Here is a 13,614-nt window from a genome sequence, read left to right as displayed (position 1 = left end):
TTTCTGCTAAAAAATGATTAGTTCTTGAAGCTGTGCACTGGGGCTGGAATCCGTCCGCCGCGGTTGATCATCGCCGCGCTGGATTCCTTGTGAACAGGCATAATTGGGGCATAGCCGAAGAGGCCGCCAAATTCAATTGAATCACCGACATCCTTGCCCGGTACTGGAATTACCCGGACAGCCGTGGTCTTGTTGTTGATCATCCCAATGGCTGCTTCGTCAGCAATCATGGCACTGATCGTTTCAGCTGGCGTATCGCCAGGCACGGCAATCATGTCCAGACCGACTGAGCAGACAGCGGTCATGGCTTCCAATTTGTCGACCGTCAAAATCCCCTTTTCAGCCGCCGCGATCATCCCCGCGTCTTCTGATTCCGGAATGAAGGCACCTGACAGACCGCCGACGTGGCTGCAGGCCATGATACCGCCCTTCTTGACGGCGTCGTTCAACATGGCTAAAGCTGCCGTGGTCCCGTGGGTCCCCACGCTTTCCAGACCGATTTCTTCCAAAATGTTGGCTACTGAGTCGCCTTGGGCTGGAGTTGGCGCCAAAGACAGGTCCACGATCCCGAAGTCAACGCCTAAACGCTTGGAAGCTTCCTGGCCGACCAATTGGCCCATTCTGGTAACCTTGAAGGCCGTCTGCTTGATCGTTTCAGCTACCACGTCCATGGATTCGCCCTTGACCTTTTCCAGGGCCGTCTTAACCACGCCAGGGCCAGAAACGCCGACATTCAAAGCCACGTCGCTTTCGCCGACCCCATGGAAGCCCCCGGCCATAAACGGGTTGTCTTCGACCGCGTTGCAGAAGATGACCAGGTTGCCATTGTTCAGCGGGTCGATCTTTTCGTTTTCAATTACGATCTGGCCCATTTCCTTGACGGCATCCATGTTGATCCCGCTTCTGGTTGAGCCGACATTGACACTGGAGCAGACTCTTTCAGTTTCCTTCAAAGCTTGGGGAATTGACTTGATCAAAACCCGGTCGCCATTTTGGTAGCCCTTGTGCACCAAAGCTGAGAAGCCACCGATCAAGTCAACGCCGACTGCCTTAGCTGCCTTGTCCAGAGTAACCGCGTACTTAACGTAGTCGCTGTCACCAGAAGCTGCCGCGATCAAAGAAATTGGCGTAACCGTGATCCGCTTGTTGGCAATCGGAATCCCGTATTCAGTTTCCAGTTCTTTGGCTACCTTGACCAAATTTTCTGCCTTAGTCGTGATCTTATCGTAGATCTTCTGGCAAGCACGGTCACTGTCTGAGTCAATACAATCCAAAAGCGAGATCCCCATAGTCGTTGTCCGCAGGTCCAGGTTCTCGTTGTCGATCATATTGACCGTTTCCATAATCCGCCGCAAGTCCATTATTCAAGACCTCCGCTCAGTTCGTGCATGGCCGCGTACATCTTTTCGTTCCGGATGTTGATTTCCACGCCCAGTTTCTTGCCCAGTTCCTTGAGTTCCGCGCTCAAGGCGGAGAAGTCAGCCTCATCGCTGACGTCAACGACCATCATCATGGTGAAGTAGCCGTTCATGATCGTCTGGGACAGGTCCAGAATGTTGATGTCTTTTTCTGCCAAAAAGCTGCTTACGCCGGCAATAATCCCGGTCTTGTCCTGGCCGACGGTTGTCAAAATTGCTCTCATCGCTTGCCCTCCTGCTTGCGATTATATCCTCGTTAGGATAAAAATATAAAATAAATTTGATTTAGATTAAAAACTTATGGTTTGAGTATAGCATCTTTTAAATTGGCTGGGTAGTCAAAGCCAGCGATTCCAGCACATCCAGAATCAGCTGGACTGTCTCCAGGCTGGAGAAAACCGGAATATGGGTATTCAGAGCCTGGTCCTTGATCTTGATTGAGTCTTCCACTGCCGAGTCTGACAAATTGACGACATTGACCACCATTACGATCCGGTGGGTCCGGATTCTTTCCAAAAGGTTTCTCGACCCTTCCTGGATCTTGGCGATAACCCCAGTGGTAATCCCCGCTTCAGCCAGAATGTTAGCCGTCCCTTCCGTTGCCGTGATCTTAAAGCCCAGGCGGGCAAAGCGCTTGGCCAGGTTGGCCACTTCCTGCTTTTCTTCATCACTGACTGAGAAGAAGATCGTCCCATAGCTCGGTATATGCAGGTCGCTGGCTTCATAGCCCTTGTAAAGGGCTTTGGACAAAAGGCTGTCTCTGCCCATCACAGCGTCAGAAGACTTCATCCTGGAGTCAAAAGTATTGTCTGAGCTGTAATTTAGGTAGGAGAAGACCGGCATCTTCACGTGGATGAATTCGTCAACTGGCCAGACTTCATTCGGATAGCCTAAATCAGCGATCTTTCTGCCTGCTAAGACCTTGACCGCGTATTCGACCAGGTCCTTGTTCATGGACTTGGACAAAAAGGCCAGGTTGTGACCAGCATAGGTCTTGATCTGGAGCAGGTAGATCTCGCTGCCCTTGATCAAAAAGTGGAGGTTGAAGATCCCCCGGATCTTGAAGCTGCGGATCAGCTTGACCGTTTCCTCTTTCAGCTTTTCGGCATGTTTCTTGCTTAAATACTGGGGGCCAAAAACAGCGATTGAGTCTGAAGCGTGCGACCCCGACTGTTCCAGGTGCTCGACGATTCCTGGAATAGTCACGTCTTCCCCGTCCGTGATGGCTGTAATCTCATACTTCATCCCCGAGATAAACTGGGAAATCGTGTAGTCATCAACCTGGTTTTCCCGGAAGTATTTCTCCAGGGCCGGCTGGTCATAGACTACGGCCGACTTTTGCTTGCTCTTTTGGTGGTAGCCCCCGACCAAAACCGGGTAGCCCACCTGGGCCACAAAGGCCAAAACAGCTTGGTAGTCGCTTGTTGCTAAATAAGGCACCCGTTTGACGTCAGAAATCTTCCCCGTATCTAAATGGCTGATTGGTAAAAGCCGGTCGATATCGTGCTGGCCAAAAATCTTCAGACCATGGCTCATCAATGGCAACCGCAAAGCTGACACCTGCTTGCCGGAGAACTGGGTGACCACGTCAGTGATCCCCTCTTCTTCGCAGATGGTGATAATGCTGTCCAGGTTGATCGGCTCAAAATAGACCCGGTCTGCCAGGTGGTAGTCCATCGAGGCTGATTCAGCGTTGTTGGACAAAAGGACCGTCTCATAGCCCTCTTTTTTCAAGGCCGCCAGGGCATGGTAGAGCATGTAGTCAAACTCACTGGTTACCGAGACCTGGAAAGGCGGCATCCCCAGCAAAAGAACCTTTTTCTTCTCCGGATCCTTGGCAAATTCCAATTCGCTTTCGACCCCGTAACTCTGGTAGTAAACCTTGACTTTTGGCTGGTAAACCCCAGCACTGTCATCGATTGCTGAGAATGACGGCCGGACATCTTTTTCATTGAGCAAAGGGAAAATGTCATGGACGTCCATTTTGGTCAATTTGGCCAAAAGGTCGCTGGAAAAGCCCCGGATCTTGGCCTTTAAAAGGAGGTCATGGTCTAATTCATCCGCGTGGGCGATGTCCCTGCCGATCTTGACCAGGTAGCGCAGCTTCTGGTAGTAGACTGGATGAATGTTGAAGACGCTGCTTATGGCCTGGTAGTCGATCCCCTGGCTAAGGGCAGCCAGCAGCTGGACCAGGTGCATTTCATTGGGGTGGCGGAGGTCATCTAAGATTACCTCGTCGCTCTTCTTCCGTTCGTTGATAAAAGCGGTCCACAAAACTTCCAGGTCATTGCTGGAAATCAAGGCCTTGAAAAAGGCACTTTCAAAATTCCGCCCGATCCCGACCGCTTCCCCAGTTGACTGAGTGTGCTTGCCCAGCTGGTAGTGGTTATAGCCAGTTTTGGCGAAGGACCAGTAAGGAATCTTGATGCTGACCGTGTCAGAGACAGGTTCAATAGCCGCGCACAGGCCGGTCGCCGGGTCAGTGACTTCATTCAGCCGCATCCCGATCGCCAGCTTGGCCAAAACATAACCAATTGAATACAGGCTGGTCTTTTGGTCCAAGACCGCTGTTCTGGTTAAGCGGGGCTTAACAGCCAGGAGCTTGTAGACCATGTCCATATCTCGGTGGCTGATGGCAAAATGGACGCTCAAAAAGCCGACCAGCTGCAGCTTGTCCGCGATTTTGCCAGCTTCCGCCCGCAAGACCTGGATCTGGTCATTGTTCATGGTCAAAAGCGGCTTGATCAAGACCGAGTCGCCTGAGTCGATCCCGACCGGTTCCAAAGACCCAGTTGCCCCGACAAAGCAGAGGTTGCCGTCCTCATCACGGAGCAGGTCCAGGATGACCTCTTCACAATTAGACAAGTCTTCCGTCATCCGGTAGCTGGCTGGGCGGAAGTCCTTGTCCTGGCTCTCCTGGCGCAGGTACTGGGCTAAATCCCGGCTGCTCTTGAAGGAGATGTGGTCATCGCGCTCAAAGTAGTATTTCTTGGTCAGAAGAATCGGGAAAGAGAGCTTGTTTTCCAGCTGCTCTTGCAGGTGCTCGTCGTATTTTAAGCCCAGGCCGTCTAAAAACCAGGTCTGCCCGACTGGCAAATGATTGGCTTCCAAAAAGCGGGTCCGCTTCTGCGGATTGGCCATGGAGATTGCCTTCTCATTAATCGTCAACAGCCGGATCCCCATCTGGTGCAGAATCCCGTCAGCCTGCAGCTTTTTGGTCACGTCCAGGGCCATCAAAGAACCGAAAGCGGTCATGATCGCGTCGGGCTCTTCCATCCGGAGGATCCGCTTCAAGAAGTCCAAAGTCATCGGCTCCAGGTACACGGTCAAGCCCGGCAAGGGGTCCGTCGATACGCTGGCCGGATTGGGGTTGACCAGGACCACCTGGATATTTTCTTCCAAAAGGGCCTCAATGGCGCTCTTAGTCAAAAGGTCCGTGTTGGCCACATTGCCCACCAGGGCTGAGCCGGCACCGATAATCAAGATTTTGTTTAAATCATTTTCGCGTGGCATTATTTCACCAGTTTCAAAAAGTCGTCAAAAATCACTTGGGCATCTTCCGTCCCCGGCGCTCCTTCCGGGTTGAAAGCCACTGCCAAGAGCTGCAGCTTGTCATTGCTGAAGCCGGCCAAAAGCTCATTGTGCAGGTCGAAATACTCTTCATTGAAGGTCATGGCCGTGTCATCAGGCAAAACCAGCTGGCCAATGTTCATGGCCGTCTGCCAGATCTGCCCGCTGCTCTGCCCGATCACCGGGAAATTGGTCCCGTTCTGGTACTGAGGCAGGTCAACCAGGCTGAGGTCCAGGTAAGCCGAAATGGCCAAAAAGCCCAAACCAATCCCCAAGATCGGCAGCTTGCCCAGATATTCATCTAAAATCTGCCGCAAATATGGCAAAACTTCTTTGGCCTGGCTGGGGCCGTTGGAAATGATGATCCCGTCTGGCCGCAGGCTCTTGATGTCGCGGACAGTCGCGTTATATGGCAAGACATTGGCGTTAACCTGTCTTAAAGACAATTCGCGCAGCATGGAGTGCTTAAGGCCCAGGTCGATAATGGCAATCGTCTTGCCGACGTTTGGCGCGGCATAGGCGTTCTTGGTTGAAACCAAAGAGCTCTTGTTTTTCGGCAACACCAGGGCTCTGATCTGATCAAAGGCATGGGCATCATTTGTATCCATGATTGAGGCTTTTAAAGGACCCAGATTTTGCAATTTCCTGACCAAAGCCCGGGTATCAACGTTAAAAATTGCCGGTACCTTTTTTTCTTTCAAAAAGTCGCCCAAAGATTGGAAGCTGTCATTGTCGGTGATATTCAAGGCAATGTCGTTAGCGATAACGCCGCGGACACTGGGCTGAATGCTTTCATAGTCAACGGCGTTGATCCCGTTGCTGCCGATCATCGGGGTGGTAAAAACGATGATCTTGCCCGCGTTTGACGGATCGGTCAAAACTTCCTGGTAGCCGTAGTTGCTGGTCTGGATGGCCAGTTCCCCCGTCGCGGTAACCATTGCCCCAATGCCGTCACCGGCATAAGAGCTGCCATCTTCAAGAATAAGGTAGCGTTTCATTTTATTTCACCCGCTTTTGCCGCAATTCTTTAACTGTTTTCTGGAAAATTTCCGGCGGCTGGACGGAAAATTCCAGCCACTCCCCGGTCCTTGGCTGCTCAAAGCCCAGGGTCATGGCATGCAAGAACTGACCCTTGCCAGGCAGAGTCTTTCTTGGCCCATACAAGGGGTCGCCGGCCAAAGGGTGACCGATATAGGCCATGTGAACCCGGATCTGGTGGGTCCGGCCGGTTTCCAGCTGGCATTCAACCAGGCTGTAGCCCTGGTATTGTTCTAAGACCTTGAAGTGGGTCACCGCGCTCTTGCCCTTTTCAACGACGGCCATCTGCTTGCGGTCCTTAGGATTGCGGCCGATCGGGGCATCAATTGTCCCCTCTTCTTCAGCAAAATTGCCATGAACGATGGCCAGGTACTGGCGCTTGTTGGACTTGGCCGCCAGCTGCTTTTCCAGTGATTCTCTAGCAGCAGCGTTTTTGGCCACCATCAAGAGGCCTGACGTGTCCTTGTCGATCCGGTGAACGATCCCGGGTCTGAAGCCTTCCGGGCTATCTGCCAGGTCCCTGGTGTGGTAAAGCAAGGCGTTGACCAAGGTGTGGCTAGGGTGGCCGGCGGCCGGGTGAACCACCATCCCCTGGGGCTTGTTGACCACGATGACGTCTTCATCTTCATAGACAATGTCCAGGGGGATATTTTCCGCTTCAAGCGCCAAGGGCTCTAACGGCAAAACGGTGACCTGAATCAGGTCACCTTTCTGCACTTTATATGAAACTTTGCTCTTTTTGCCATTGACCAGGACTTCGCCGGCCTGGACCAGTTCCTTGATCCGGCTTCTGGACAAATCAGCCATTTCTTCTGCCAGATACTTGTCCAGCCGCTGGCCACTTCCTTGCGCGGTCAGTTCATACTCACGGTTCATCCTAGTCCTCCCTTTCAATGAACAACAGATAGCTGAAGATTAAAATCACGCCAACGGTAATGGCGGCATCAGCCAGGTTGAAGATATTGAACTGCACAAAGTCCAGCTGAATCATGTCGATGACATACTTCAAATGCAGGCGGTCAATCAAGTTGCCGATGATCCCGCCCAATACCAAAACCAGGCCCGACTTGAACATCCAGTGGCTGTACTTCTTGTTGAAGTAGTAATACAGCACTACGGCAATAGCGACAGCGCTGACTACATAGAAGAACCACATCTTCCCGGACAAAATGTTCCAGGCCGCCCCATTATTCTGGATATAGGTAAAGGAGAAAAGGCCCGGCATCACGTCGTGGACTTCACCCAAATGGTAATTTGTGACAATATAATACTTCAAAGCTTGATCAGCTGCCGCGATCAAGGCAGCGATCACTAATCCAACTATCTGCATAATCCTCTTTTCTAGAACAAACCGCTGATCTTGCCGGTTTCGTCCACATCAATATCCAAGGCAGCCGGGTGCTTTGGCAGGCCTGGCATGTCCAGGATGTGACCAGTTGAAACGACCACGAAGCCGGCCCCGTTGCGGAGGCTCAAGCCCTTGACATGCAAAGTAAAGTCAGTAGGAGCCCCTAATTCCTTGGCATTGTCGGTAAAGCTGTACTGGGTCTTGGCAATGATGACTGGCAGCTTGTCCTTGCCCATCTTCTTCAGCTTGGCCAGCTGTTCTTTGGCCTTGTCGGTGTATTCCACGTCAGCAGCGTGGTAGATCCGCTTGGCTACCTTTTCAATCTTGCTTTCCAGGTCGTCATCCATGTCGTAGCTGCGCTTGATTTCGTAGTCGCTCTTGTCTGCCAGTTCAACGATCTTTTCAGCCGCTGCCTTAGCCCCCTTGGAGCCTTCGTCATGGGCAGTCACGATTTCGCATGGGAAGCCTTGTTCTTCAATCAATGACTTGAGCAGGTCAAGTTCTGCTTCAGTATCAGTTGGGAACTTGTTGATGACAACCAAAACCGGGATCTGGTATGAACGGACATTGTTCATGTGCCGGTCCAGGTTAGCGAAGCCTTCCTTCAGTGAGTCCAGGTTTTCTTCCTTCAAGTGGTCGGTTGACTTTTCTGCCTGGTACTTCAAAGCACGGACAGTAGCAACGACAACGGCGGCATCTGGCTTCTTTTCCAGCTTGGTTGAAACGAAGTCCAGGAACTTTTGCCCGCCAAGGTCTGAACCGAAGCCGGCTTCACTTAAAACGTAGTCGCTGAGGTGCAGAGCCAAGTTGGTTGAGAGGATGGAGTTGTTGCCGTGGGCAATGTTGGCGAAAGGCCCGCCGTGCACGAAGGCTGGGGTGTGTTCCAAAGTTTGAACCAGGTTTGGCTTCAAGGCAGTTGACAAAAGGGCAGCGATAGCGCCTTGGAAGCCCAGGTCCTTGACGAAGACTGGTTCATCCTCGTATGTGTAGCCAACCAGGATCTTGCCGATTCTTTCCTTCAAGTCCGCGATGTTCTTGGACAGGCAGAGAATGGCCATCAGTTCGTGGCCCACAGTCAGCTGGAAGCTGGCCGGACGCTCTACCCCGTTGAACTTGGAACCTTGGCCGATCGTTACCTTTCTCAAGGTCCGGTCGTTGACGTCCAGGCCGCGCTTGATGACGATCTTTTCCGGGTCCAGGCCCAATTCGTTGCCTTGGTAGATGTAGTTGTCAACCAAAGCTGACAGGTTGTCGATGGCTGAAGTCAAGGCATGCATGTCGCCAGTAAAGTGGAGGTTGATGTCTTCCATAGGAATGACTTGCGCGTAGCCGCCGCCGGCAGCCCCGCCCTTCATCCCGAAGACCGGGCCCATAGATGGCTCTCTTAAGGCGATCACCGTCTTCTTGCCCAATTGGTTGTTGATGGCATCCCCGATCCCGATCGTCATCGTGGACTTGCCTTCCCCGGCTGGAGTTGGTGAAATTGAAGTCACCAAGATCAACTTGCCCAGGTGGCCGTTTTCCTCACTGCGCTTGATTGCCTGCCAGTTGACCTTGGCCTTGTCATAGCCGTATGGTTCAAGGTCTTGGCTGGTCAAGCCCAGCTTGGCCGCAACGTCAGTAATAGGCAATTCTTCTGCTTCTTGCGCAATTTCGATATCTGATTTAACCATTTCTGTCACGCTTTCTCTTAAAAACAAGATAATCAATGCTTTGATGCTTGGAAACCCGCGCCCGATAGACTTCAAAGCCACGCCAACTAGTCACCAATTCTGGTTTTTCCTCCAGGACGAACTCCTTCCGGTATGGCAAACGCAAGCGCGTCTGGCCGTCAAAAGAAATGTAGGACTTTTTCCATGTAAAAACAAGCAGGAGCAAGAAGATGATGCCGGTTATCACAGTCGGCGGGTTGATGAACTGGCTGCCTTCCAGACAAAAGATCACAGTCAAAAAAAGCACCAGCAAGAGCCAGCTGTAATAAATAACGCCAAGGTCTCCTAAAAAGATCAAATGTTTTTTCATGAAAAACTCCTTGTCACTAGATATCTAGATTATAGCAAAAAAGCAGGGAAATACCGAGAAATACGAAAAATATTTTTAACTGCTGTTTTTAATATTCGGTAATCAAGTTATAATTAAGGCTTAAATCGAATTTGTCTAAAAAATGATCGGCTTTTCACCAAGCTAAATCTAAATTTTGGCTTGACTGAGTGCTCTCGTAGAGGGAGCTGATATAACTTTTCATGCTAGGCATGGCCGCCAGCAAAGTTCGGTAAGCGCTTGACCCGTAAATTGCCGCGATTTCCTCCTGACTCTTATAGCTTTGCCCGGTAAAAAAGTCCCAGTGCATCTTTTTGAGCAGGCTGGCTGCTTCCGGCAGGTCGTCTGCCGCCCCTTTCAGAAAGTGCTGGCGGATGAGCAGGTCATTGCTTTGGTCAAAAACTTCCTTCAGATAAGCGTGAAAATCATTGAAGGGAGCAAAAGCTTTTTCTTCAGCCGTCAAAAAATTGTCAATGTCAAAAGACTGCCGCTGGTAGCTGAGGGAATTATCAGTCAGCTCAACTATCCCATAGCCCTGGTCACTTTCCGCGAAACAGGATGAGACCACCTCGGGAACCGGTACCCAGCCGGACATAATGTGCTGGGCATGAATATGGCCGGAAAAGGCGCAGCGGACCGGATACTGACTGAGCAGCTGGATAATTTCACCGGCATTGTTCAGTTTAAAGCCGTCATGAACCACTGAATTATGGCTGTAGAGGTTGTGGTGCATAAAAAAGAGGATATCTTGACCCAATTTTTCAGCCTCGTCCAATTCCTGGCTCAGCCAGCGTCTTTCCCCATCATCGATGGCCCCGCTGGTCATTGGATGGGTGTAAGAAAACCGCTGGCTATAAAGGTTGGAATCAAGCAAAAGCAGCCGCCAGTGCCGGTTTAAGTTGACTGAATATGATAAAGAGCCTGGGTCCTGGCTTGCGGCTAAGTCATAACTGTCGGAAAAAATTCCCTTCCAGTCTTCTGGTGAAACCTGCTCTACCCGTCTTTCTTCGCTGCCGGCAAAACTCCTGGCCCAGCCGTCATATATGTCATGGTTGCCAGGAATGACTAGCAAAGCAATGCCGGCTTCTTTTAGGGGGGCAAAAATCTCCCTCAGCCTTTCTGCCGACCGCTTGGCCCCGTTAAAGGTCAAGTCCCCGGTAATAATCAAGGCTGCTGGCTTTGCCTGCAGGACTTTTCTGACAAAAGCTCTCAGGGCCAGGTCCTGGTAGGCAATATCCTTGCCGGCACTAGTCTGGCGCATCTCTAGAAACCTGGCGCCAAAATCATGCAGGTCATCCGCAATTAAGTGCGGGTCTGAGATCAGCCAAAAGTTTGGCTGTTCACTATCCGTGATCGTCTTCATCAGCTTGTCTCTTTTTCATTACTTGCGCTTAGCCCAGAACTGGTAGTAGTCAACCCGGAGGTTACCATTGTAGAGCTTGCGCTTCTTGCTGGCCTTTTGTCCAAAGCACTTTTCAAAATCCGGGTCCGCCGTCAGATAGTACTGGCTGAAAGAAGTAAGTGGCCGCAGGACTTCCCCCATTTGCCGGTATAGTTCTTCCGCCCCCTGCTTGTCTTTCAAACGCTTGCCGTATGGTGGGTTGGAAACGATGACGCCGTTTTCCAGGTCGGTGGTAAAGTCCTTGACCGCGACCTGCTTGAAGCGGATATCCTGCAAAACCCCGGCATTGTGGGCATTCAGCTTGGCCACTTCAAGAATTGACTGGTCAATGTCACTGGCCCAGATCGGCGCCTCAGCCGGTTTAACCTGGCTCTTAGCTTCTTCCAGCAGCTCTTCATGCAGGCTAGGATCAAACCAGTCAAAGTCATCAAAGGCAAACTTCCGCCAAGTGCCTGGAGCAATATTGCGGGCGATCAAGGCTGCTTCAATTGGCAGGGTCCCTGACCCGCACATTGGGTCGATAAACGGGTGGGTCCCATCATATGGGGTCAGCTTGATCAAAGACGCCGCGAAGTTTTCCTTTAAAGGCGCGCCACCGTGTTCAATCCGGTAACCCCGCTTGAAAAGACTTTCCCCAGTCGTATCCAGTGACAGGCGGACAGTATCCTTGTAAATGTGCACGTCCAGCTGGTAAAGGCTGCCGCTTTCCGGCAGCTTGCCCCGGCGGTGGTACTGGGCTGCCATCTTGTCAACGATCGCTTTTTTCACAATTGACTGCACGTCCGGCTCAGAGTGGAGCTTTGAGCGGACGCTGCGCCCCTTGACCGGGAAAGCCGCGTCGACTGGCAAAAGCATGGCCCAGTCAAAAGCGTAAGTTTCGTCATACAGGATTGAGAAGTCTCTTGCCGTGAATTCCTTTAACAGGATCTTGACCCGGTCAGCGGTTCTCAGCCACAGGTTGCATCTGACGATGTCTCTCTGGCTCCCTTTAAAAAAGACCCGGCCGTTTTCAGTCGTCGTTTCATAACCCAAGGACTGCAGTTCCTTGGCCACGACGCTTTCAAAGCCGGCCCCCATGGTCGCGTATAATTGGTATTCTTCCATCGCTGTCTCCGTTCTTTTACTTCTGAATTTTATTCTGATCTTTATCTTGTTTTTATCTTTGCAGGCTTTTTCCTTAAAAAAGAAAAAGTTGGGCTTCAAACGAAGTCCAACTCTCTGCCTTGCAAATTTCTATAAGCCACGTTCTGTTCCACCAACCGCCGGCCGCGGCTGGTTTCAGCAGCCATCTATCTCTACATGATGTAGTCCAACTTTTGGTTCATTTGCCTAAGTTGAGACGCCCCTACCAAATTTTGGGTTACACGCTCGCAGGGTTTACCTCGTTCCACCAAGCCGGTTTCCCGGCTTGCTCCGTCACTGTGGCACTTTCAAGATATTCACGCATGGCCAGGCTTTAGCGCTTTCTCTGCCGTGAGGCTCAAGGCCTCCTCCAGCTTATTGGGCTGAATACGATCACTACGGGCATCGCAGCCCGTGCGTGCGTGGACTTTCCTCAGCCGGCTCAAGGCCGGCCGCGACTGCTCAAAATTTGCAACATTACTATTATAGCAAACTTTCTTACTTTTGTAAGTCCTGAATTCCGTAAACTCTTTGTTCCAGATTGTAGACCTTCCGCTCCAGAGTTGAAAGTCTTTGAATGATTGCCATGTTAGTTGAAATTTCGCCGCTAGTATTGCTGCTATCCAAGGCGAAGTCGGTCCGCTGCCTTTGTGAGCTCGGCACGTAGGTCTTGACGTCTTCTTCCTTGCTTTCAGTAGTCGCTGATGCCGGTACGGCTGCCGGGATTTCCTTGACGGCCTTTTCTTCCTGCTTGACCTGCTTCTCAGCGTCGATCACTTGCCCCTGCAGTTCACCAATCCGCCCGTAAAGGTCTTCAATGATGTCCTGGAAGGTCTCATAGTCGGAAATGATTTGGTCCAGGTAAGAATCAACCTCATCCGGATCATAGCCCTTGACCTTGCTTCTGAACTGCTTCTTTAAAATGTCCTGCGCGGACAGCTTAATATCGTTTAAATCTGCCATTAACTCTTGACTCCTTTATACTAAAGTCATTTTATCAAAAAGCGACTCCATAAAAAAGAAAGAAAGAGTTAAAATTTACCATTCTCTTTGATTTTCTTCATATTCCCGGGCGGCCTGCTCCAAGTCATAATAATCGAGCAGGTCCAGCTGGTAGTCATCCCGCTTTTGCAGGTATTTTTCAATCATCTCGTAGTCATATTTGCTCTTGCCTGGGTATTCCGGGTCATAGACCAAAAGGGCCCGGTCGGTATGCTGAAACATGAACTGCTGGTAGTCCCTAAGCTGGCGGGCACCCTGGTAAGATCCTTTTGAAGTCGCGGACCAGAAGTCAGCTTGATTTTTTAAATTCTGCAGCTTGAGCTGGTTGTTTTCGCTCCAGCGACTGCCAAAGTCCAAGTAAGGCAGCATCACCGCAACCCGCAAGTTGTATTCCTGCCGCAAATCCAGCGCCACTTCCGCGCTCCACTGCTCAACGCCCAGGTTAGCGCCGGTGATGACCCAGTCCAGCTGTCCTTCTTCCAGCAGATTAGTCAGGTACTGCTTAATGGCGTATTTGATCACCGTGATTTTTGGATCCTTGTCGCCAAAAGTTCCCAGTTCATAGCTGCGATAGCCGCTGATCCAAATTCGCTGCACGCAAATTTCCTCCTTAATTCTTTTGCTTTGCCAGGTCTTTAAAAACATTGTAACATTAACCGAAAAAGCAAGGATGA

General features: G+C 51.1%; 12 protein-coding genes and 1 other RNA gene. All 13 read right to left on the bottom strand.

Going from position 1 to position 13,614, the window contains the following annotated elements; all coding sequences use genetic code 11:
• Nucleotides 1-17: 17 nt before the first annotated feature.
• Nucleotides 18-1,361: a DUF711 family protein gene (locus tag ACYVUU_RS04955; protein WP_484499184.1), complete on the bottom strand. Its 1,344-nt coding sequence runs from the start codon at nucleotides 1,359-1,361 to the stop codon at nucleotides 18-20.
• Nucleotides 1,361-1,642: an ACT domain-containing protein gene (locus ACYVUU_RS04950; RefSeq protein ID WP_439775061.1), complete on the bottom strand. Its 282-nt coding sequence runs from the start codon at nucleotides 1,640-1,642 to the stop codon at nucleotides 1,361-1,363. The genes ACYVUU_RS04955 and ACYVUU_RS04950 overlap by 1 nt, the downstream gene beginning before the upstream one ends.
• 97 nt (nucleotides 1,643-1,739) lie before the next feature.
• On the bottom strand, nucleotides 1,740-4,931 hold the full coding sequence (carB, locus tag ACYVUU_RS04945) for a carbamoyl-phosphate synthase large subunit (protein ID WP_484500128.1): 3,192 nt from the start codon (nucleotides 4,929-4,931) through the stop codon (nucleotides 1,740-1,742).
• Entirely contained in the window at nucleotides 4,931-5,986 is a 1,056-nt protein-coding gene (locus ACYVUU_RS04940) for a carbamoyl phosphate synthase small subunit (RefSeq protein ID WP_484500127.1), read from the bottom strand. Before ACYVUU_RS04940 ends, carB begins: the two co-directional genes overlap by 1 nt.
• Nucleotide 5,987: 1 nt before the next feature.
• Nucleotides 5,988-6,902 (bottom strand): RluA family pseudouridine synthase, encoded by a 915-nt coding sequence (locus ACYVUU_RS04935; RefSeq protein ID WP_484500126.1) that lies wholly within the window; start codon nucleotides 6,900-6,902, stop codon nucleotides 5,988-5,990.
• A 1-nt stretch (nucleotide 6,903) separates the two neighbouring features.
• A complete protein-coding gene (gene lspA / locus ACYVUU_RS04930; protein ID WP_484500125.1) occupies nucleotides 6,904-7,356 on the bottom strand; it encodes a signal peptidase II in 453 nt (150 codons plus the stop codon).
• A gap of 11 nt (nucleotides 7,357-7,367) precedes the next feature.
• A complete protein-coding gene (locus tag ACYVUU_RS04925; protein ID WP_484500124.1) occupies nucleotides 7,368-9,047 on the bottom strand; it encodes a formate--tetrahydrofolate ligase in 1,680 nt (559 codons plus the stop codon).
• On the bottom strand, nucleotides 9,040-9,396 hold the full coding sequence (locus ACYVUU_RS04920; RefSeq protein WP_439775066.1) for a hypothetical protein: 357 nt from the start codon (nucleotides 9,394-9,396) through the stop codon (nucleotides 9,040-9,042). The genes ACYVUU_RS04925 and ACYVUU_RS04920 overlap by 8 nt, the downstream gene beginning before the upstream one ends.
• 154 nt (nucleotides 9,397-9,550) lie before the next feature.
• A complete protein-coding gene (locus ACYVUU_RS04915; RefSeq protein WP_484500123.1) occupies nucleotides 9,551-10,777 on the bottom strand; it encodes a metallophosphoesterase family protein in 1,227 nt (408 codons plus the stop codon).
• Nucleotides 10,778-10,795: 18 nt separating this feature from the next.
• On the bottom strand, nucleotides 10,796-11,920 hold the full coding sequence (locus ACYVUU_RS04910) for a THUMP domain-containing class I SAM-dependent RNA methyltransferase (RefSeq protein WP_484500122.1): 1,125 nt from the start codon (nucleotides 11,918-11,920) through the stop codon (nucleotides 10,796-10,798).
• Nucleotides 11,921-12,047: 127 nt separating this feature from the next.
• Nucleotides 12,048-12,408: RNase P RNA component class B (gene rnpB, locus ACYVUU_RS04905), an RNA gene on the bottom strand.
• Nucleotides 12,409-12,436: 28 nt separating this feature from the next.
• A complete protein-coding gene (locus ACYVUU_RS04900) occupies nucleotides 12,437-12,901 on the bottom strand; it encodes a DivIVA domain-containing protein (protein ID WP_484500120.1) in 465 nt (154 codons plus the stop codon).
• 75 nt (nucleotides 12,902-12,976) lie between these two features.
• Nucleotides 12,977-13,537, bottom strand: coding sequence for an SLOG family protein (locus ACYVUU_RS04895; protein ID WP_484500119.1), 561 nt, complete (start codon nucleotides 13,535-13,537; stop codon nucleotides 12,977-12,979).
• Between the last annotated feature and the right edge of the window lie 77 nt (nucleotides 13,538-13,614).

This window comes from Lactobacillus sp. WILCCON 0058, assembly GCF_057198005.1.
The sequence above is the reverse complement of the archived record's forward strand: the minus strand, read 5'-3'. Positions and strand labels throughout refer to the sequence as shown.